The 21,594-nt window shown below is 57.0% G+C and carries 16 protein-coding genes; 9 read left to right on the plus strand and 7 right to left on the minus strand.

Annotation, left to right across the window (positions count from 1 at the left end; all coding sequences use genetic code 11):
* The first annotated feature begins 105 nt into the window (after positions 1–105).
* The 5 genes from putA (at position 106) to DT594_RS04640 (ending at position 10,068) form a co-directional block, all read left to right on the plus strand.
* Positions 106–3,261 carry a bifunctional proline dehydrogenase/L-glutamate gamma-semialdehyde dehydrogenase PutA gene (putA, locus tag DT594_RS04620; protein WP_149331570.1) on the plus strand — a complete coding sequence of 1,052 codons (3,156 nt, stop codon included), beginning with the start codon at positions 106–108 and terminating at the stop codon, positions 3,259–3,261.
* 112 nt (positions 3,262–3,373) lie between these two features.
* Positions 3,374–4,849 (plus strand): sodium/proline symporter PutP, encoded by a 1,476-nt coding sequence (gene putP, locus DT594_RS04625; protein ID WP_149331571.1) that lies wholly within the window; start codon positions 3,374–3,376, stop codon positions 4,847–4,849.
* Positions 4,850–5,044: 195 nt separating this feature from the next.
* Positions 5,045–5,692, plus strand: a complete 648-nt coding sequence (locus tag DT594_RS04630; RefSeq protein WP_149331572.1) for a TetR/AcrR family transcriptional regulator — start codon at positions 5,045–5,047, stop codon at positions 5,690–5,692.
* 154 nt (positions 5,693–5,846) lie between these two features.
* Positions 5,847–6,962, plus strand: a complete 1,116-nt coding sequence (locus DT594_RS04635; RefSeq protein ID WP_246164573.1) for an efflux RND transporter periplasmic adaptor subunit — start codon at positions 5,847–5,849, stop codon at positions 6,960–6,962.
* Positions 6,963–6,966: 4 nt separating this feature from the next.
* Entirely contained in the window at positions 6,967–10,068 is a 3,102-nt protein-coding gene (locus DT594_RS04640; RefSeq protein WP_149331574.1) for an efflux RND transporter permease subunit, read from the plus strand.
* Positions 10,069–10,112: 44 nt separating this feature from the next.
* On the opposite strand, the gene DT594_RS04645 is transcribed toward DT594_RS04640, so the two are convergent.
* Positions 10,113–12,125 carry a S9 family peptidase gene (locus DT594_RS04645; RefSeq protein WP_149331575.1) on the minus strand — a complete coding sequence of 671 codons (2,013 nt, stop codon included), beginning with the start codon at positions 12,123–12,125 and terminating at the stop codon, positions 10,113–10,115.
* A 67-nt stretch (positions 12,126–12,192) separates the two neighbouring features.
* On the opposite strand from DT594_RS04645, the gene DT594_RS04650 reads away from it, so the two are divergent.
* A complete protein-coding gene (locus tag DT594_RS04650) occupies positions 12,193–12,576 on the plus strand; it encodes an MFS transporter (protein ID WP_149331576.1) in 384 nt (127 codons plus the stop codon).
* Positions 12,577–12,583: 7 nt separating this feature from the next.
* On the opposite strand, the gene DT594_RS04655 is transcribed toward DT594_RS04650, so the two are convergent.
* From DT594_RS04655 to aceK, 3 genes are all read right to left on the minus strand, one after another.
* Positions 12,584–13,165: a TetR/AcrR family transcriptional regulator gene (locus DT594_RS04655; protein WP_096345312.1), complete on the minus strand. Its 582-nt coding sequence runs from the start codon at positions 13,163–13,165 to the stop codon at positions 12,584–12,586.
* A gap of 237 nt (positions 13,166–13,402) precedes the next feature.
* The gene (locus DT594_RS04660) at positions 13,403–13,609 is read right to left on the minus strand and encodes a cold-shock protein (protein ID WP_028615072.1); all 207 of its coding nucleotides are present in this window, start codon (positions 13,607–13,609) and stop codon (positions 13,403–13,405) included.
* A 296-nt stretch (positions 13,610–13,905) separates the two neighbouring features.
* Positions 13,906–15,609 (minus strand): bifunctional isocitrate dehydrogenase kinase/phosphatase, encoded by a 1,704-nt coding sequence (gene aceK / locus DT594_RS04665; RefSeq protein WP_149331577.1) that lies wholly within the window; start codon positions 15,607–15,609, stop codon positions 13,906–13,908.
* A gap of 155 nt (positions 15,610–15,764) precedes the next feature.
* Between aceK and DT594_RS04670 the strand changes: the two genes are divergently transcribed.
* Entirely contained in the window at positions 15,765–16,838 is a 1,074-nt protein-coding gene (locus DT594_RS04670; protein WP_149331578.1) for an AsmA family protein, read from the plus strand.
* Positions 16,839–16,880: 42 nt separating this feature from the next.
* Here DT594_RS04670 and cysK read toward each other — a convergent pair whose 3' ends face one another.
* Entirely contained in the window at positions 16,881–17,855 is a 975-nt protein-coding gene (gene cysK / locus DT594_RS04675) for a cysteine synthase A (RefSeq protein ID WP_149331579.1), read from the minus strand.
* Between the two features lie 149 nt (positions 17,856–18,004).
* Here cysK and DT594_RS04680 point away from each other — a divergent pair, with 149 nt between their 5' ends.
* Together DT594_RS04680 and DT594_RS04685 are read left to right on the plus strand one after the other, a co-directional pair.
* On the plus strand, positions 18,005–18,850 hold the full coding sequence (locus DT594_RS04680) for an AAA family ATPase (RefSeq protein ID WP_022964169.1): 846 nt from the start codon (positions 18,005–18,007) through the stop codon (positions 18,848–18,850).
* Positions 18,851–18,864: 14 nt separating this feature from the next.
* Positions 18,865–20,043, plus strand: a complete 1,179-nt coding sequence (locus tag DT594_RS04685) for a vWA domain-containing protein (protein ID WP_096345308.1) — start codon at positions 18,865–18,867, stop codon at positions 20,041–20,043.
* Between the two features lie 75 nt (positions 20,044–20,118).
* Here the strand turns inward: DT594_RS04685 and DT594_RS04690 are convergent, their stop codons facing one another.
* The gene (locus DT594_RS04690) at positions 20,119–20,589 is read right to left on the minus strand and encodes a MaoC/PaaZ C-terminal domain-containing protein (protein WP_149331580.1); all 471 of its coding nucleotides are present in this window, start codon (positions 20,587–20,589) and stop codon (positions 20,119–20,121) included.
* Positions 20,576–21,499, minus strand: coding sequence for an alpha/beta hydrolase (locus tag DT594_RS04695; protein WP_149331952.1), 924 nt, complete (start codon positions 21,497–21,499; stop codon positions 20,576–20,578). Before DT594_RS04695 ends, DT594_RS04690 begins: the two co-directional genes overlap by 14 nt.
* Positions 21,500–21,594: the final 95 nt, after the last annotated feature.

A 21,594-nucleotide genomic window follows, 5' to 3' on the forward strand; every position in this document is an offset into this window, starting at 1 on the left:
ATTCGTCCAAACGCTGCCTATGGTCTAGGATCAAGTAAAGATTGATTCCGATCCTTACCGGAGTTTATCCCGGCAGGTGGCGCAGGCATCAACGGAGCAAAATAGATGTTCAAAGCCAGTCAGGCTCTGCAAGGTGATTTCCTTGCCAGCAACCCGGATGACTTTCTCAAGGTTGTCAGCGACAACTACGCGGTAGACGAAGCTGCTTATGTCGCCGAGCTGGAGCCTCTGGCCGAGCCAGAAGATGTGGCGGCCCTGTCGCAACGTGCGACCCGGCTGATCGAAGATGTACGCAAGCGTGACAATGCCAGCGATAGTATCGACGCCCTGCTGCAACAATACAGCCTCGACACCCAGGAAGGCATCATGCTCATGTGCCTGGCCGAGGCGTTGTTGCGCGTGCCGGATGCCGAGACGGCCGATGCACTGATCCGCGACAAGTTGAACGCTGCCCAGTGGGACAAGCACGTAGGCCAGAGTGAGAGCGCACTGGTCAATGCTGCCGCCTGGGGGCTGGTCATGACCGGCAAGGTTGTGAACATGGACAAGCGCCAGGACGGTACTCCCGGCACCGTGCTCGGCCGGCTGGTCAAGCGTAGCGGTGAACCGGTGATCCGCAGCGCCATGCTGCAAGCCATGCGCATCATGGGCAAGCAGTTCGTACTCGGGCGCAATATCAAGGAAGCGCTGAAGAACGGTAAAGAACAGCGCGACAACGGCTATACCTACTCCTTCGATATGCTCGGCGAAGCGGCGCTGACTCGCGCCGATGCGAGCAAGTACCTGGCCGATTACAGCGACGCGATCAATGCCCTGGCTAATGACAGCTACAAGGGCACCAGCCCCAAGCCGACCATTTCGATCAAGCTGTCAGCGTTGCACCCGCACTATGAAACGGCCCGCGAGCAGCAGGTGCTGGATGAGCTGAGCGAGATCGTTCTGGGTCTGGCGCGCCAGGCGCGGGCGGGCGGCGTGGGTATCACCATCGACGCGGAAGAAGCCGATCGCCTGGAGCTGTCGTTAAAGCTATTTCGCCGCGTGTATAACCATGCTGACGTCAAGGGCTGGGGCAATTTCGGTCTGGTGGTTCAGGCGTATACCAAACGTGCGCTGCCAGTACTTTGCTGGCTGACGCTGGTGGCCAAGCAGCAGGGCGATCTGATTCCGGTGCGCCTGGTCAAGGGTGCTTACTGGGATACGGAGATCAAACTCTGCCAGCAGGCGGGGCTGGATGGTTATCCGGTATTTACCCGCAAGGAAGGCACTGATGTGTCCTACCTGGCCTGCGCCCGTTATCTGCTCAGCCCGCTGACGGATGGCCTGATTTACTCCCAATTTGCCACACATAACGCGCATACCGTGACCTGCATACTCTCGATGGCTGGCCAGCGCGCGTTTGAATTCCAGCGCCTGCACGGTATGGGCGACGCCTTGTATGACACCGTGATCAAGCAGAACAGCTGTGCCGTGCGCATTTATGCGCCGGTCGGCGCGCACAAGGATCTGCTGCCCTATCTGGTCCGGCGCTTGCTGGAGAACGGCGCCAATTCCTCATTCGTGCACAAGCTGGTGGACAAGAAGGTTCCGATAGAAACGCTTATTGAGCATCCGCTGGTCAGTCTGCGTCGGCATGCCTCACCCGCCAACCACCGCATCCCTATGCCCGCAGATATTTACGGCACGGAGCGGCGCAATTCCAAAGGCATCAACCTTGATGTGCTCTCTCAATGGTTGCCGCTCAAGCAACAGCTCGACCAGCATATGCAGTCAAGCTGGACCGGTGCGCCGCTGGTCAATGGCAAGCGGCTGTCAGGTGAAAGCAGGGCGGTCATGTGCCCCTACGCCTTGTCACATCAGGTTGGCGAGGTCATCTGGGCCACGGCCGAACAAACCCACGGCGCGATCGATCAGTTGGCTGCCGCATTCCCGGCCTGGAATGCTACCCCGGTTGATACTCGAGCCGCCGTGCTGGAGCGCACTGCGGACTTGCTCGAACAGCACATGCCAGAGCTGATGGCGCTGTGCACCCGCGAAGCCGGGAAGAGTTTGCAGGACGGCATTGATGAGGTGCGCGAAGCCGTTGATTTCTGCCGCTATTACGCACTGCAGGCGCGTCAGCGATTTGCGCTGATCACTCTGCCAGGACCGACCGGCGAAAGTAACGAGCTGTACCTGCAAGGTCGCGGCGTATTTGCCTGTATCAGCCCGTGGAATTTCCCCCTGGCGATTTTTCTGGGTCAGGTGTCAGCCGCACTGGTAACCGGTAATACCGTGGTCGCCAAGCCGGCTGAGCAGACCAGTCTGTTGGCCGTGCGCTGTGTCGAGCTGATGTTCGAGGCTGGCCTGCCAAGTAATGCGTTGGCGTTGTTGCCGGGCGACGGCGCGCAAGTGGGTAGCGTGATCACGTCTGATCCGCGAATAACTGGCGTGGCCTTTACCGGTTCAACCCAGACCGCCCATCTGATCAATCGCGCATTGGCAGCGCGGGACAGCGCGATTGCGCCCATGGTCGCTGAAACCGGCGGGCAGAACGCGATGCTGGTCGACTCGACCGCGCTGCCGGAACAGGTGGTCAAGGACGTGGTGCATTCGGCCTTTACCAGTGCCGGGCAGCGCTGTTCGGCATTGAGGGTCTTGTATATTCAGGAAGATATTGCCCCGCGGGTGATGGAGCTGCTCAAGGGTGCGATGGCCGAACTGCATGTCGGTGATCCCTTCAGCCGCGCCACGGATGTAGGTCCGGTCATTGATGCCGATGCCCGCGAGGGTTTGCTCAAGCATATCGAGACGATGAAGGTCGCAGATCGCCTTATCGCTGAAACACCTTTGCCAGAGGGGCTTGATGGACACTTCGTGGCTCCTGTAGCCTTCCGCCTGGACAGCATAAAGCAACTGGATCGCGAACATTTTGGCCCGGTACTGCATGTAATTACCTGGCGCAACGATACCCTCGACAAGGTCATCGACGAGATCAATGCCACCGGATTCGGCTTGACGCTGGGCATTCACAGCCGCAATGAAGATACCGCCCTGCATATCGATCGCCGGGTACGCATCGGCAACGTCTATATCAATCGCAATCAGATTGGGGCGGTGGTCGGGGTTCAGCCGTTTGGCGGTATGGGGCTGTCAGGCACCGGGCCGAAAGCAGGTGGGCCGCATTATTTGCTGCGTTTCGTTACCGAACGCACGCGCACCATCAACACCACGGCAGTCGGCGGCAATGCCAGCCTGCTGTCGCTGGGCAATGGTGAGCCTTGAGCACGAACGCGGCAGCCACCGGGCTGCCGCCAGGAAACAGAGGGAATTGATCAGTACTTCCCCATACCAATAACAGAACAGGGACTGTTCACTACAATGAGAGAAGAACGCCATGACTGGTAACATAGGCATTGTGAGTGCGACCTTCGCGGTCTATATCGTGGTGATGTTGGCCATCGGCTATATCGCTTATAAACGAACCAATAACCTGTCCGATTATATTCTCGGCGGACGCACGCTAGGCCCGGGCACGGCTGCTTTGTCTGCCGGCGCCTCGGACATGAGCGGCTGGCTGCTGCTGGGTTTGCCTGGCTATGCACTGGCGGCCGGTTATGAAGCGACCTGGATTGCGGCTGGCCTGCTGGCGGGTACCTGGCTCAACTGGCTGATCGTCGCACGGCGTTTGCGGGTGTACTCGCATGCGGTTAACGATTCGCTGACATTGCCGGCCTATTTCGAATTTCGTTTCGAAGATAAAAGCCGCGCATTGCGTGTGATTTCAGCTATTTTCATTCTGCTGTTCTTCCTCTTCTACACCAGTTCGGGCCTGGTGGCTGCCGGCAAGCTGTTTGAAAGCACTTTCGGCCTTAGCTACGAAATTGCCGTGGTACTGGGCACGCTGGTTATCGTCTCTTACACCTTCTTCGGCGGTTTTCTTGCGGTGTCGTGGACGGATGTGATCCAGGGTCTGCTGATGGCTGCGGCGCTGGTGATCGTGCCGATCATTGCGCTCAACACCATGGGCGGCTGGGACGAAGCCCGTGCAGCGATGGAGGCGAGCAATCCGGAACTGCTGACATTCTTCAACGACGTTGAAGGTAATCCACTGGGCTTTGTCGCGATCATTTCGCTGTTGGCCTGGGGTCTGGGTTATTTTGGGCAGCCGCACATTCTTGCGCGTTTCAAGGCTATTGGTGACGACGCTGCTCTGCCTACCGCCCGCCGCATTGCCGTTATTTGGACTGGCATCTGTCTGATCGCCGCGCTGATGGTCGGCTGGGTCGGCATTGGCTTCCTCGGCGAAGCGGGGATTGGCGATGCGGAAACGGTCTTCCTGGCGCTGATCCAGGCCATGATGCATCCAGTTGTGGCTGGCATTCTGCTCGCGGCCGTACTGGCAGCGATCATGTCGACCGCCGATTCCCAGCTGCTGGTGTCATCTTCTGCTCTGGCGGAAGATTTCTACAAGGCGCTGTTCCGCCGTGATGCTACCCAGAACGAGCTGGTCTGGGTGGGCCGCTTTGCGGTAATCGGCATCGCCTTGCTGGCACTGTTGTTCGCCTTCAATCCGGAAAGCACTGTATTGGGTCTGGTTTCCTACGCCTGGGCCGGCTTCGGTGCGGCCTTCGGTCCTGCGGTGATTCTGTCGCTGTTCTGGAAACGCATGAACCGCAACGGCGCTTTGGCCGGGATCATCGTCGGTGGCCTGACGGTGGTGCTGTACAAGCAGATTGATACCATCGGTCTCTATGAGATCATCCCCGGTGTCATTCTGGCGACCATCGCTATCGTTGTAGCCACGCTGCTGAGCCCTCCGCCTTCAGCGACCATAGAAGCAACCTTTGACGAGGTAGCCAACCGCTACTGAGCAATATTGCCGGGCAGCGCAAGCTGTCCGGCAGCTCGGCAGACAAGCTGCCGTATCCTTCTGCCATAGCGTTCTCCTGCCGCACTTCCCCCGACTTCTGACACAACTGCCAACAGTGTATTTGCGCACTGCGGGTTGTTTCCCGGCGCCCAGTGTTTTCTAATACGGACTGACGCGTCAGTCCGTGAGTAACAAATGCCCGTTAATAACAATGAATGCCAAGCCAAACGCTTGCGCAAACCCCCGGCCGAGCGCTGTGAAGAGATTCTTTACGCGGCGATCAAAGTCTTTGCCGAGCAGGGATTTCGCTGCACGGATGTGCAACAGATTGCCGATCTGGCCGGGGTGGGCAAAGGCACGGTATACCGCTTTTATCCCACCAAAGACGAATTGTTTCAGGCCGCAGTCGACGATGTGATGCTGCGGCTGACCAGCCAGGTTGATGCTGCGGTTCAAGAAATTACCGACCCTCTTGAGCACCTCAAACAGGGTTTCAGAACCTACATGTCGTTCTTTCAGCAGCATCCTGAAGCTGTTGAACTCTTTGTTCACGAATGCGCCGAGTTCGGCAAGGTGAGCAAGCCGCGGTACTTTGTCTATTCGGACCTGCGTCGCACGACCTGGTTGAATGTGTACCAGCAACTGATCGACAGCGGTCGTTGTCGAGTCAATGACCCCGAGCAAATCTTGAACGCTATCAGCAACCTGGCGTATGGCAGTGTGCTGGTCAATCGGATTTCCGGACGTAACAGCTCGCTGGAAGTGATGGCTGACGAGCTGCTGGATACGCTGCTGCATGGCGTTCTAGGGCCCACGCAGATAGTGGCCGCTAGCGATGAGTAGCGGTCCGTGCAGTAGCGTTCCCCACACCATCTTCATGCTCGGGCAGCCGCTCCGGGTATCTCTTTCTCCAATTTTCGAGCGATTGACGTTTATGCAAACCCCTCAGTTTCCTTTCCGTAGTTCTCAAGCAGCGGCATGGATCCGCGCGTTGTCTGTGCTAGCAGTGGCAGCTCTGGTATCGGCTTGTGGCAGTGATGATAAGTCCAAGTCCACGGAAAAAACGCCGCCCATGGTGACGGTGCAGGAAGTGACACTTTCCGATGCTGACCTGATTCAGGAGTATCCAGCACGGGTGCGCGGCGCCAGGGAGGTTGAGGTCAGAGCACGTATTTCCGGTGTGCTGCAGGAGCGTGTGTACGTCGAGGGTGCCGACGTCAAAGAGGGCGACATTCTGTTTCGCATTTTTCCGGAGCCGATGCAGATTCTGGTAAAGCAAGCCGAAGCGGCGAAGAGCAATGCCATCGCCGAGGTCAAACAGGCCGAGCGCGAGTGGGAGCGAGCCAAGCAATTGTTTGAGCGGGGTGCATTGAGTGCCAGCGAGCGGGATCGCACGCAATCGCAGCTGGATTTCGCCCGCGCCGGACTGGATGAAGCTGATGCGCTGCTGGATGAGGCCAAACTGAACCTGTCCTATACCAATGTACGTGCGCCGATGGATGGCAGCGCGAGTCTGGAAGTAGTACCGGAAGGGAGCGTACTGGCTGTCGGCGCGCTGCTGACCACGCTGGTCAAGCAGGATCCGGTGCACGTGATCTTCGCTCTGCCTGAGCGTGATGCGGCTATGCAGCGTGCAGCCCAGATTGAAGACGATACGCTGAATGGCGCCGTTACCATGTTGATGGCCGATGGCAGTGAGTACCCCCGCACAGGCAGCATCGATTTCACTTCAAGCAGTATTGATAACGCCACCGGCAGCATCACGCTCAGGGCAGTGTTTGATAATCCCGATCGCCAGCTTATTCCCGGACAATTCGTGCGTATCCGGCTAGTTCTCAAGCACTTCACTGATCAAGTGTTGCTACCTTCAGAGGCAGTGGGTGCCAGCGGTGACGGCCCCCAGGTGTTGGTAGTCAATGACGATTCCGAGATTGAAATTCGCAAGGTAAAACTCGGTGACATCCTGGGTGCAAGACAGATCATTCTTGAAGGTGTCGAGCCGGGTGACCGCGTGGTGGTCAACGGCCAGGTAGGCCTGCGTGCGGGCGCCAAGGTGCGCGTAGATGGTGGGGAACCCGAGCAGGACCCTGCAACCGACGACGCCGAGGAGTAAGGGCATGCTGCAGTTCTTTATTGATCGGCCGATCTTTTCGACGGTGTTGTCGATCCTGATCCTGATTGCCGGTGGCACCTCGCTTTATCAGTTGCCAATTGAGCAGTACCCCAACGTGGTACCCCCGCAGATTGTGGTGGAGGCCAGCTACCCGGGCGCCAGTTCGCAGGTAATTGCCGACGCGGTGTCGGCGCCATTGGAGCAAGCGATCAACGGGGTCGACGACATGCTGTATATGGAGTCCTTCAGTGGCGACTCCGGCAACATGCAACTGACGGTCTATTTCCGGATTGGCACCGACCCTGATCAGGCGACTATCGACGTCAACAATCGCGTGCAGAAAGCAACTGCGGAGCTGCCCCAGGAAGTGCGTGATCTGGGCGTAGTGGTCCAGGCCCGCTCGACCTCCATTCTCCAGGTGGTCGCTCTGTCGTCGGATACAGAACAACTCGGCGTGCTGGAAATCAGCAACTATGCGCTGCTCAACGTACTCGATGAGTTGGTGCGTTTGCCCGGCGTTGGTGATGCGCGTCTGTTTGGTGCCCAGGATTATTCCATGCGAATCTGGTTGCGACCGGACAAGCTGGCTGAATACGACCTGACGCCGAGTGATGTCGCCACAGCACTGCGTGAGCAGAATGCACAGTTCGCCGCTGGCCGTATCGGCGCCAACCCTGCGCCCGAAGGCCAGGCCTTTACCTTCAGTGTCAGCACGCCTGGGCGGATGTCGACCCCTGAAGAGTTTGAACAGATCATTCTGCGCAGCGATTCTGACGGGCGCACATTGCGCTTGGGGGAAGTGGCACGCGCCGAGCTGGGCGCACAGAACTACGATTTCAGCGCCACCTTCAATGCGAAAAATGCGGTGCCACTGGGCATCTATCTCCAGCCCGGGGCTAATGCGCTGGATACCGCGGACGAAGTTCGTCAGGCGATGGAGCGCATTTCTCAGCGCTTTCCCGGCGACCTGCGCTACGACATACCTTACGACACCACCCTGTTTATCGATGTCTCGATCAAAGAAGTGTTGATCACGTTCATTCAAGCATTGGCTTTGGTGGTATTGGTCACCTTCCTGTTTCTGCAGCATCTCAAGGCGACGCTGATTCCGCTGGTGGCTATTCCGGTCTCGCTCATCGGTACCTTCGCCGGGATGATGTTGATGGGTTTTTCCGTCAACCTTTTAACCCTGTTCGGGCTGATTCTGGCGATTGGGGTGGTGGTGGATAACGCCATTATCGTGATGGAGAATGCTGAGCGCTTGATCAAGGAGGAGGGGCTCTCCAGCTATGAAGCCGCCAGCAAGACCATGAAGCAGGTATCCGGCGCGGTAGTAGGCTCCACGCTGGTGCTGATTGCGGTGTTTGCCCCGGTATCCTTTCTCGGCGGCCTCAGCGGCGAGCTGTATCGTCAGTTCGCCATTACCATCGCCGTGTCCGTGGGTATTTCCGGCATCGTGGCGCTGACGCTCAGTCCGGTCATGTGCGCGTTGCTGCTCGACCGCAAGGAAACCGAGCCGTCTCCCAAATTCGCCTGGTTCAATAATGGCTTTGATCGGCTGACTGACGGTTTCACCCGTCTGGTTGGCTGGATGCTCAATCACGCCAAAATTACCCTGGTGCTGTTTCTGCTACTGATTGGATCTACCCTGTTTCTCCTGGATCGCATGTCCAGCGGCCTTGTGCCGCAGGAAGATCAGGGCTTTTTGCTGACGGTCTATCAACTGCCGCCAGTCTCATCACTGGAACGTACGGAGGCCGTGCGTGAGGAGTTGAGTCAGAAGATCGTCGACATGGAAGAGATCAAAGGGATCACCAGCTTTGCCGGTTTCGACATCATGAACCGGGGTCTACGCACCAATATGGGCGTCGCCTTCGTCACGCTGATCGACTGGGATGACCGTACCGAAGTAGAGCAGAGCGCGCAGGGTATGGCCAACCGTATCGTCGGCCTGGGTGCGAATATCCAGGAAGCCAACGTCATGGCCTTTGTACCGCCGCCGATTAACGGACTGTCACTGACCGGGGGTGTCGAAGGCTATCTGCAGCTGCGCGGCGAAAGCGATCCCTTGAAACTCAAGGCGGAAGCAGATCGCTTGGTCGGTGCCGCCAGCGAGCGTCCCGAGCTGACCAACGTGCGTGCGGCATTGGATGTCGGCGTACCTCGCTACCAGGCAGAGGTGGATTGGGACAAGGCCAAGGCCATGGGAGTGCCCATCAACGAAATCTTCACCGCCATGCGCAGTACTTTTGGTGCTCTGTATGTGAACGATTTCACCCTGCAAGGGCGTAACTGGCAAGTCAATCTGCAGTCAGAGGGTGAGTTCCGTAGCCATCCGGATGACCTGCGCAGGGTGTTCGTGCGCTCGGGCACTGGCGAGCTGGTGTCTCTGAATAACGTGGTGACCCTTGAACGTACCCAGGGTGTCGATTCGGTGAGCCGCTTCAATCTCTACCCTGCCACCAAAGTGACCGCCGACCCAGCGCCGGGCTACAACACGGCGGCGGCCTTGGCTGCCTTGCAGGAAGTTGGTGCCGAGGTTCTGGCTGCGGATGCGCAGTTGGGCTGGGTCGGTGAGGCCTATCAGCTGCTGGATTCGGCATCCTCCGGGGCGCTGGCTTTCGGGATGGGCATCATGATGGTATTCCTGATTCTGTCAGCGCAGTACGAACGCTGGAGTCTGCCCCTGGCGGTAGCCACAGCCATTCCTTTCGGCGTCTTCGGTGCAGTGGTAGCGTCGATGTTGCGGGGCTTCCCGAACGATATCTACTTCCAGGTCGGGTTGCTGGTGTTGATCGGTCTGGCGGCCAAGAACGCGATTCTGATCGTCGAGTTCGCGGCACAGAACCGCAAGGAAGGCATGTCGCCCTATGACTCGGCCTTGACCGCAGCACGTCAACGCTTTCGCGCGATCATGATGACCGCCCTGACCTTTATCATCGGCAGCTTGCCGCTGGCAATCAGTACTGGCGCCGGTGCCGTGAGTCGTCAGGAAATCGGTACCGTGGTAGTCGGTGGCATGGTCGCCGCCAGTACCCTGGCGCTGATCTTCGTGCCGGTGTTCTACATGTTGCTGGAGCAGAGGGGGTTCAAGCGCACCGAGTAAAACAGACTGCCCTTGTCGCTTATCGCCGACAAGGGCAGGGTGGCTCACCCGGCGGGAGGGATCACGGCCAATAAGAAGCTGTATTCCTCGGCCAGCTCGCGTATCGCCTGGTAACGTCCACTGGCACCGCCGTGCCCGGCGCTCATCTGGGTGCGCAACAACAGCGGCCGGGAGTCGGTTTTGCAATGCCGCAGCTTGGCCACCCATTTGGCCGCTTCCCAATACTGCACGCGCATGTCGTGATAACCCGCGGTGACGAACAGGGCCGGGTATTCCTGCTCCCGTACCTGTTCATAGGGCGCGTAACCGCGTACACGTTCGGCAACGACAGGATCATTCATGTCGCCCCATTCCTCGTACTCACCAATGGTCAGCGGCAGATCCGGATTGTTCATGGTATTGAACACGTCGACGAAGGGCACGTCAGCCACTGCGGCAGCGAACAGCTCGGGCCGCTGGTTGATTACATTGCCAATCAGCAGACCGCCCGCGCTGCCCCCGGCGATGACCAGCCGCGCAGAATCCGTCAGACCTCGCTGCAACAGGTGTTCGGCGCAGGCGATAAAGTCGCTGAAGGTGTTTTCCTTATGTTCGAGCTTGCCGTTCTGATACCAAGCTTCGCCCAGATCGGCGCCGCCGCGAACATGGGCGATGGCGAATATCCAGCCGCGCTCAAGCAGCGAAAGGCGGGCGTGTGAGAACCAGGGGTCCATGCTCGCACCGTAGGCGCCATAGCCGTAAAGATAAAGCGGCGCAGGCCCGGGAGCTCGCTCTCGCGCGGCGACAAGACTGATCGGGATCCTGCTGCCGTCTGCGGCAGTGGCCCATTCCCGCATGACCTCATAGTCGTCGGGGTCAAACTTGCCTTCCACCGGTATTTGCTTGAGCACGCGTTGCTCGCCGTTGGCGATATGCAAGGCGCTGACTTGTGCTGGTCGGTTCAGGGATTCATAACGCAAGCGCACAAACTCGCTGGCATATTCTTCGCCGCCCTGTACGTGCAGGCTATAGACGGCGTCCGGCATCTTCACCTGGTAGGGGGCGCCGGCCTCTGGCCGGACTTCCAGAGTGATCAACCCCTGGTCACGGTAATGCAGGAGCAAGCCTGCTTTTTGCACGCTCATGTCTTCCAGGGTGCGTTGCGTGTCCAGCTCGGCAATCTGCTGCCAGTGCTCAAATGCAGGATGTTCAGGTTCCGCCTGGAACAAGGCAAAATTCTCACCCGGCGCATTGCTACGAATAATCAGACCCTCGGGGCCATGGTCCACATGATACTCATGCCCGCTACGACGGGCTTCAATCAGTCGCCATGTGCCGGTGGGCTGATCCGCTGGCAGCAGCTGCACTTCGCAGGTGTTTTTACTGGAGCTGGCCAGCAGCAGCCATTGCTCGGAGCTGCTGCGGTAAATGTGCAGGTAGAAGCGCTGGTCCTGCTCATGAAACAGATGCACAGGCGCAGCGTCGGCTCGCAGCCGCCACAGGTGCGCAGGTCGCGAGGTCTCGTCCATGCTGATAGCAAACAGGTGCTGACTATCCTGGGCCCAGACCAGACTGCCGTCGGCGTTTTCCAGTGGCAGCTCGGTCACTGTGCCGCTATCAATCTTCTGCAGATACAACGAGTAGGTTTCATCGCCCTGACGGTCGAGGCTGTAGGCAAGCCATTGATGATCAGGGCTGATGGCATAGTCGCCCAGTTGCAGAAAACCATCGCCGGCCAGCAGGTTCAGATCCAGCAGCAGAGCTTCACTCGCCGGGTCTATTGTCAGAGACCCATCGACAGGCTTGGCGCAGCGGAAGTATCGCGGGTATTCGGCTCCGGTTTCGGTGCGCTGGTAGTACAGCCATGGGCCCCACACGCCGGGCAATGACAAATCGGTTTCACGGATTCGCCCGCGGATCTCTTCAAAGAGTATTTCCCGCTGATCATCATGGCTGGCCAACCAGGTTTCGGTCGCCTGGTTCTCCTGCTCGAGAAAGGTCAGTACCTCGGGCGCATCACGTTGCTCAAGCCAGGCATACGGATCATTGCCGGTATCGCGGCGTGTAGGTTGTAGCATCGAGTTGGGACTCCCTGAATAAAACCGTTATTATAGGCCCACATTTTTGCTGACCGGTGACTGCCTGATGTTCAACGAATCCGAATACCAGATGATGTGGATGATATATCTGGCGGCGGCAGCTTGCGCCTGGTTGGTCTGGTGGAAGATGACCAGTTGGATTCCGCTCTGGTATGTACGCGAACCGCTGTGGCTGATCATGGCGATACTACTGTTCACGCCGGTCCGAGTTGATCCGATGGAATCATGGATGGCACCTGCGACCATGATCTTTCTACTGGATACGGTGCTTGATACAGGAGACAACGAAGCGCGGATGCTGGGTGATCTCGCGCTGGCGATGGGGCTCGCGCTATTGCTTTATCTGTTGATCGCGGCGGGCAGGGCAGGTTGGAAGCATTGGCGCCAGCAGGAGACTGCTCACGCCAAAGGGCATTACAAGGCACCTTGAGGGCTTCTCAGCCCTCGTTCTTCTGTTCGTAAAGCGTGCGCGCCATGCGCATGATCTGCTCCTGGAATTCACTGCGCTGAATATCCGTCATCGGGCAGATACCAATCTGTTCAAACAGCCGATAGCCTCGTACAGAAAAGAACAGGATGCTCGCCTGCGCCAGGCCCAAAGGCGACTCGGCAAGAATGTTGAACAACCCCTGAACATCGTCTGATGTGGTCTGCAGCAACGCGGGGTTGCTGGCAGCGGCGGCGAGAATCGCGGAGTCCAGGTTCTTCTCCTCGTTCGACTCGCTCAGATTGCTCAGCAGCAGTGATTTCAGCTCGCGCATAGGCTCATCTGGCAGCACGCTTTCGTAGGCTCTCCAACGAACACGGAAACGCTCCAGCCGGTGCTCGATCATGGCTGAAAGCAAGGCTTCCCGATCAGGAAACATTCCTTGCAGATCACTCTCGGCGATGCCGGTACGTTCGCTCAGGCTGGCGAAGGTGAGCTGTGAAGCGCCTAGCTCGCTGACGATGGCTTCTGCCGCGCGGAAGATATTCAGACGGCGGTTTTCATTTTCTTTGGTTGAATCGATGCTTTCCACTGTTATAGACATCCTGGTGGTGGGGGTACCAAGGCAACACTGAATAAGGCAGCGCCGGTTGTGTCCCAAATGGCCTTCAGAGTGATGACACTCAGATTATGCGCACTAGGTTACGACTTAAGGGCTTATCAGGCGAGTATTTTTTGCAGCAGGAGGTGTCGCGTACAACTAAGGGAGGGTAAATTTCAGGCATTAAAAAACCCGGCCGGAGCCGGGTTTTTCAGTCAGACTTCGGAATTAACCGATAACCTGAATGTTTGCAGCTTGCTTACCTTTAGGACCAGTAGTGATATCGAAAGATACCTTCTGGTTCTCGGCGAGGGACTTGAAGCCCTGAACCTTGATTTCGGAGAAGTGGGCGAACAGATCATCACCACCGCCGTCCGGAGTAATGAAGCCAAAGCCTTTAGTGTCGTTGAACCACTTAACTGTACCAGTTGCCATTTCGGATAATTCCTATCAAATAAAAAAATCTGAGCTGAGCTCAATTAAAGCGTGGGGAATCAAAGATTACGAGAATGACAAACTTACGTACTGAAAAGTGCGCTTGCAGCCTACTACTCTATCTTGAAAACCTACGCGCTCACTGTGCGCCTTAATGCAAATCAAGTCAAGCTAGGCTATGACTCGCTGCATCGGGCTTGCGATGAACGAAACTCAGTATACGACAGATTCAGGAAATAACACCCTTTACCTGAGTTTTTTTTAAATATGCACTGCCGTTCGTCTGAAAATCGCCTTCAGTTTCGCTTGTACGGAAACACGTCCAGCACCTGCCCATCCTTTATACGCTCCTGCAGACCCCTCCAGTAACTGGCCTCGAACAAGTTGCCATGCATGCTGGAAAAAGCCTTGCGATGGCGGATGTCGGCAAACAGAAACACCGGAAACTCTTCCGGGAACACATCGTTCGGCCCTACCGAATACCAGGGCTCGGAAGCCATTTCCTGTTCGGGGTACATGGCTTCGGGGATGTCGCGGAAGTTGACCTCGGTCAGATAGCTGATTTCGTCGTAGTCGTAGAACACCACGCGGCCATGGCGCGTTACTCCGAAATTCTTCAGCAACATGTCACCTGGGAAGATATTGGCTGCGGCCAGTTCCTTGATCGCTTTGCCATAGTCGAGCAGGGCTTCCTGCGTCTGAGTCTCGCTCGCGCTCTCCAGATAGATGTTCAGCGGCGTCATCCGGCGTTCGGTCCAGCAGTGGCGTACCAGGATCACGTCGCCTTCCTCGATCACCGTCGAGGCTGCCACTTCGAGAAGCTCTGCCAGGCACTCAGGGTCAAAGCGTTCGCGGGGGAAGCGGAAGTCAGCAAATTCCTGGGTATCAGCCAGGCGTCCCACGCGGTCATGGCGCTTCACCAGCCGGTACCGGTCTATTACCGTGGCGCGATCGATATTCTTCGACGGCGCGAACTTGTCCTTGATGATCTTGAACACCGTATTGAAGCCGGGCAGGGTGAACACGCTCATCACCATGCCACGCACACCCGGCGCCATGATAAAGCGGTCTTCGCTGGTCGCCAGGTGTGCTATCAGCGCCCGATAGAATTCGGATTTGCCCTGCTTATAAAAGCCGATGGCGGTATACAACTCGGCAATATGTTTGCTCGGCAGCAACTGCTTGAGGAAGGCCACCATCTCCGCCGGAACGGCTGCTTCAACCATGAAATAGGAGCGGGTAAAAGAGAAGATGATCGAAACCTGGGATTCATCGGTAATCAAGGTGTCGACACTGATGCCTTCATGCTCGTGATGAATCAGCGGGAGAACGAAAGGCCATTGCTCCTGCTGACTGATCACCCGGCCCACCAGATAGGCGCCCTTGTTGCGATAGAACACCGACTGGATCAGCTCTACGGTCAGGCCGCGGTCTTTCTGCGCCCAATCCGGCAGGCCTTTGTGCAGATGTTCGATAATCATCTTGCAGTCGCGTTCGAAGTTTGCCCAGGGCGCGTCGAAGCTGTGCTCGTCGAGAATCTGCCGGACCAGCCCGTCCAGCGAGCCATCGGAAATAAAGCCGCGCGTCAGTGGTATCCGTGACGGCGGTCGCGTAGCCGGACGTGAACTGTGCACGAACATGGTCTCGTCACTGATCTGGTCATGCTGATGCAGTGAAGTGAAGATCGAGTTGAACCAGGTTTCGGCCAACTCGTCGTCGAAGCGCTGGTCGATGAGAGTGATATAGGCTTTGCGGATATCTGGCCAGTTGCGGACATCCAGTATGTATTCGGCATCAGTTGACTGGTGCAGATTCTGCGCGGTGCTGGACACGCAATCTTCATAAAGATTGATGCGCGCGGTGGACGCCGATTGAATGTCATTCCAGCGGGCTTGCTCAAACCGCACTCTCGCGCCGGACGTGATGCTGCGAAATTCGTCACGATAATGATCGAATTGATCCAGGATGTTCTGAGCAATGCGTTTGGGGCTGTAGGGCATGAAATAGGTACTGCCTGTGCCAGGTAGGAAACCGCAGAATAGCCAGTCTGGTGATTCAGCGAAAGTGCTCTATTGTTATCAGCGGATAAATCGCCAATCCTCACTGAAGTGGATAAAGTAGCTGAACTGTTTTAATTCAGCGAAGTCATTTGAGAATGAAAAAGACTTATAGCGTTCCCTTGGCCGCATTGGCCGTCATAGTTGTGTTGTTGATAATTGTGCATCTGTCACTCGCCACCTGGGTCCGTAACCTGTTGAACGAGAACATGGCGGAGATGGGGGATTACACCGGGCATGTAGAGGAGGTTGACCTGTTCTGGTGGCGAGGTGCTTACAGCATTCATAACCTGAACATTCAGAAAAATGTCGGCAACGTGCAGGCGCCCTTTTTTACAGCGCCGCTTATTGATATTGCCGTCAGTTGGCGAGCGCTGTGGGAGGAGCGCGCTTTGGTGGCCAAGGTGCGGTTCACCGACCCGGAGCTGAACTTTATTGACTCGGAAAATGAGCAGGATCGTCAAACCGGTGAAGGCGTTGACTGGCGTGAACGGCTGACCGAGCAAATTCTGATTGAAGTGGACGAGCTTCAGGTCGTCAACGGGACCCTCGCTTTTCGCAACTTTACCTCGGAGCCCCCGGTCAACGTCTACGCCAATAATCTGGATATGACCGTGCGCAACCTAAGTACCGCGCGTGATCTGCAAGGCACTCGTGATGCCAGCCTGGAAGGTACTGCCGATTTTCTCAACCACGCCCCGTTGGAAATAGAAGCTGCGTTCGATCCGCTATTGCGGATGGAGGATTTCGAGTTGCGCTTTCGTGTCAGTGAGGTGGATCTGACCCAACTGAATGATTTCGCCTCAGCCTATGGGAATTTCGATTTCAATTCCGGCAATGGCGAGTTGGTTGTGGAGGTTGATGCAGAGGAAGGTCAGTTAGGCGGTTACATCAAGCCGTTGTTGCGTGACGTGGATGTGTTCAATGTCGAGCAAGATCTGCAGAACGAAGATAAAGGCTTTTTCCGCGGGATGTGGGAGGCGCTGGTAGGTGCTGGTGGTGCGGCAGTGAAAAATCGCAATCGCGATCAGATTGCCACCCGCGTCGATTTAAGCGGCAGCTTGCAGGACGCGGATGTAAGCCCGCTTCAGGCATTCTTCGGGATTCTGCGTAATGGTTTTATTGAGGCCTTCAGTGCCGGCTTCGAAAAAGACGCGCCGGAGACTGAATAGTCTCCGGCGAAGTCTGTCGTTCTTATCCATCAGGCAGCGAGGTTACTGCTGTAGTTCTGCCTCGCTGAACATATCGCTGAACAGCATGCTGCTGAGATAGCGTTCACCTGAGTCTGGCAGGATTACTACCATGGTCTTTCCCTGCATCTCCGGCTCTTCTGCCATGCGCACGGCAGCTGCCATAGCCGCACCGCAGGAAATGCCGCAGAGAATGCCTTCCTCACGCATCAGTCGCAAAGCCATCGCCTTCGACTCTTCGTCAGTCACCTGTTCGATACGATCCACCAGTGACATGTCCAGGTTGCCGGGAACGAAACCGGCGCCAATGCCCTGAATCTTGTGCGGGGAGGGTTTGACCTCCTGACCATCGCGCGTCTGGGTGATTACCGGTGAGCTGACCGGCTCTACTGCCACCGACAGGATGTTTTTCTTGCAGGTGTTCTTTATATAGCGCGACACGCCCGTGATAGTGCCGCCAGTACCAACGCCAGAGACCAGCACATCAATACTGCCTTCAGTGTCTTTCCAGATTTCCGGCCCGGTTGTTTTTTCATGGATCGCCGGGTTGGCTGGATTTTCGAATTGCTGCAGCAGAATGTGGTTGGCAGGGTCCTGGGCGGTGATTTCTTCCGCTGCGGCAATCGCGCCTTTCATACCCTTGGCCGGGTCAGTCAGGACCAGTTCAGCGCCCAACGCTTTGAGCACTTTGCGCCGCTCCAGACTCATGGAGGAGGGCATGCTCAGCTTCAGTTTGTAGCCCCGTGCAGCGGCAACGAAAGCCAGGCCAATGCCGGTATTGCCGGATGTCGGCTCGACTATGGTCATGCCCGGCTTCAGACGCCCGGACTCTTCCGCGTCCCAGACCATGCTGGCACCAATGCGGCATTTGACCGAGTAAGCCGGGTTGCGTCCCTCGATCTTGGCCAGGATAGTCACGCCGGAAGGGCCGATACGATTGATGCGGACCAGCGGCGTATTGCCGATGGATTGTGAGTTGTCTGTATAGATTTTGCTCATAATGACATCCTGTTGGGTGCGGGGATCATTCAGTGACTGAATACTACATCCAGGTTCACAGTGCGCCTACCGTCACGTTATAGTCGCTGTTTTGACCGGGCGCCAATTAGAGCTGGCCCTGCTCCTGAATTCTCCAGAGGATAGCCTGAATGAAATTTGAAGGTACTGACGCCTACGTTGCTACGGATGACCTGAAACTGGCGGTCAACGCTGCCATTACCCTGGAACGCCCCTTGCTGGTCAAGGGCGAGCCGGGTACCGGCAAAACCATGCTCGCCGAGCAGTTGGCCGAGTCCATGGGCGCCAAGCTGATCACCTGGCACATCAAATCGACCACCAAGGCGCACCAGGGCTTGTACGAATACGATGCCGTGAGCCGTCTGCGTGATTCCCAGTTGGGCACTGACAAGGTGCACGACGTTCGCAACTACATCAAGAAAGGCAAGCTCTGGGAAGCCTTTGAAGCAGAAGAAAAGGTCATCCTGCTGATTGATGAGATCGACAAGGCCGATATCGAGTTCCCCAACGATTTGCTCCAGGAACTCGACAAGATGGAGTTCTACGTTTACGAGACCAATGAGACGATCAAGGCTGACAAGCGCCCGATCATCATTATTACCTCGAACAACGAAAAAGAACTGCCGGACGCCTTCCTGCGTCGCTGCTTCTTCCACTACATCGCCTTCCCCGATCGCAACACCATGCAGCGCATCGTCGATGTGCATTTTCCCGAGATCAAGAAAGAGCTGGTCTCCGAAGCGATGGACATCTTCTTTGACGTACGCAAGGTGCCCGGCCTGAAGAAAAAGCCGTCCACCTCCGAGCTGGTTGACTGGCTCAAGCTGCTGATGGCTGACCAGATCCCCGAGGCGGTGCTGCGTGATCGTGATCCGACCAAAGCCATTCCGCCGCTCTACGGTGCGCTGGTGAAGAACGAGCAGGACGTGCAGTTGCTGGAACGTCTGGCGTTCATGACCCGCCGCCAAAACCGTTAAGAAGGAGGGCGCCCATGTTATTGGGCCTGTTCAATGAAATGCGCGCAGCCAAGGTGCCGGTATCGGTCCGCGAGCTGCTCGATCTGATCCGTGCGCTCAAGCACCATGTGGTTTTCGCCGATATGGACGAATTCTACTACCTGGCGCGTACCGTGATGGTCAAGGATGAGCGCCACTTCGACAAGTTCGACCGGGCCTTCGGGGCTTATTTCAATGGTCTGCAGAACCTGGATCAACTTCTCGAAGCGCTCATCCCCGAGGATTGGCTGCGCAAAGAGTTCGAGAAGATGCTCACCGACGAAGAGCGCGAGAAAATCAAGTCGCTTGGCGGGCTGGACAAGCTGATCGAGGAGTTCAAGAAGCGTCTCGAAGAGCAGAAAGAGCGCCACGAAGGTGGCAACAAGTGGATCGGCACCGGTGGTACCAGCCCGTTCGGTTCAGGCGGCTACAACCCGGAAGGGATCCGTGTAGGTGATGCCGGCAAGCGCCAGGGCAAGGCCGCCAAGGTCTGGGATCAGCGCGAGTACAAGAACCTGGATGATCAGGTTGAGCTGGGTACGCGCAATATCAAGGTGGCTTTGCGTCGGCTGCGCAAGTTCGCGCGCCAGGGCGCCGCTGAGGAGCTGGATATCGATGGCACCATCGATCACACCGCTCGCGATGCAGGCCTACTGAACATTCAGATGCGCCCCGAACGTCGCAACGCGGTCAAGTTGCTGCTGTTATTTGATATCGGCGGCTCGATGGATGCGCATATCAAGGTTTGCGAAGAATTGTTCTCCGCCTGCCGTACCGAGTTCAAGCATCTGGAGTACTTCTACTTCCATAACTGCCCGTATGAATCCGTCTGGAAAAACAATCTGCGTCGCACCAATGAACGCACCTCGACCATGGATCTGCTGCATAAATACGGTCCGGACTACAAGGTCGTGTTTGTTGGTGACGCGGCGATGGCGCCCTACGAAATCACCCAGCCCGGCGGCAGCGTCGAGCATTGGAATGAAGAGGCCGGTCATGTATGGATCCAGCGCTTTATGGAAAAGTACAAGAAGATGATCTGGATTAACCCTTACCCCAAAGACGCCTGGGACTACACCACCTCGACACGCATTGTGCGTGATCTGATCGAGGACCGGATGTATCCCTTGACGCTGGAAGGGTTGGAAGAGGGGATGAGGTACCTGAGTAAATAGCCTTTGGCTATCTAGCTTGGAAACAGAAAGTGAAAGCGGGAACCGGTCAGTGCATGACCGGCTTCCCGTTTTTTTTTAACCGATTTTCACCTCTGGCAGTACCGGCCGCGCGACGCTGACCTTCTCGGTGGGCACCATCACGGTGGCGACCCCATCGACGACCTGTTTGCCATCCTGATTGAACACCCGCGTAGCAATGCGCGCGCGGTTCTTCGGCAGCTTCTCGATCACTTCCAGTTCAATGCGAATCTCGTCGCCCAGGCGTACTGGACGCAGGAAGCTCATTTCCTGACCTATATAAATAGTGCCCGGCCCCGGCAGTTCGCAGGCAATAGCGGCGGAGATCAAGGCGCCGGAAAACATGCCGTGGGCAATACGGCCTTTGAACGGAGTGGCTGCAGCAAACTCCTCATCCAGGTGCACCGGGTTCACATCACCGGACACCTCGGCGAACAGGATCAGATCGCGCTCGCTGACCATATGGGTGACCTCAGCTTTGTCACCCAGGGCAAGTTCGTCGTAGGTGCGATTTTCAAGCTTGGACATCAGTGCTCTCCGTTGAGTTGGCTGTGTTGGACGTTGCCAGCAATTGTGTATCCAGCCACTCGATCAGTTCGGCAGTCACCTGATCGCGGTTGGTTTCATTGAGAATTTCATGGCGGGCGTCATCATACAATTGCAGACTGACCTGCGACAGCCCTGCGTCCTGCAAGCGCCGCTGCAACCGCGCCAGGCCGTTGCCGGCGCTGACCGGGTCTGCGCTGCCGCCGATGATCAGCACTGGGAACGTGTCGGGAATGCGTTTCAGCTCACGTGGGTCGGCGATCTGTAGCAGGCCGCCAAACAGATCTTGCCAAAGACGCGCAGTACAGTTGAAGCCGCACATGGGGTCGGCAACGTACCGGTCTACCTCTGCAGGATCCCGGCTCAACCAATCAAACTCGGTACGTGCTGGCCGAAACGCCTTATTGAACTGGCCAAAGCTGAGTTTGCTGATGCCCAGCGCCGGCTGGTCAGCTCCGCGTATCCGCCCTTCGAGCGTGGCCGCAGCTCGGCCAAAGCGGCTGAGCGCAGGAGGATGGGCATTGCTGCCACTCAATACCACGCCAGCCAGATCCGCTCTGTGACGCAGCAGAAAGCCCTGCACTATGTAAGAGCCCATGCTGTGGCCGAAAAGAAAAACCGGTTTGCCCGGCGCCAACGCCTGGCCTTCACGCAACAGCAGGGCAATATCATCGGTTACCTTGCGCCAGCCATCCTGGTCGGCAAAATGCCCTTGTTTCTGGCCCAGGCTGCTCTGGCCATGACCTCTCTGGTCGAGCGCCGCGACGGCAAAGCCGTGGAAGTTCAACTGTTGGGCCAAACGGTCGTAACGGGCCGCATGCTCGGCCATGCCGTGGCTGATCAGCATCAGTGCTTTGCACTGGCGATCCTCCGGCAGCCATTCGTGCAGCATCAGCGGGTATTGGTCGTCACTGAGCAGTCTGCGGGTTTGGTAAGTCACTCTTGTTACTCTCCTTATTCACATACCAAATGAAACAGAACAGCATT

The sequence above is a fragment of the Halopseudomonas laoshanensis genome (genome assembly GCF_008365385.1).
In the GTDB taxonomy this organism is placed as follows: Bacteria; Pseudomonadota; Gammaproteobacteria; order Pseudomonadales; family Pseudomonadaceae; genus Halopseudomonas; species Halopseudomonas laoshanensis.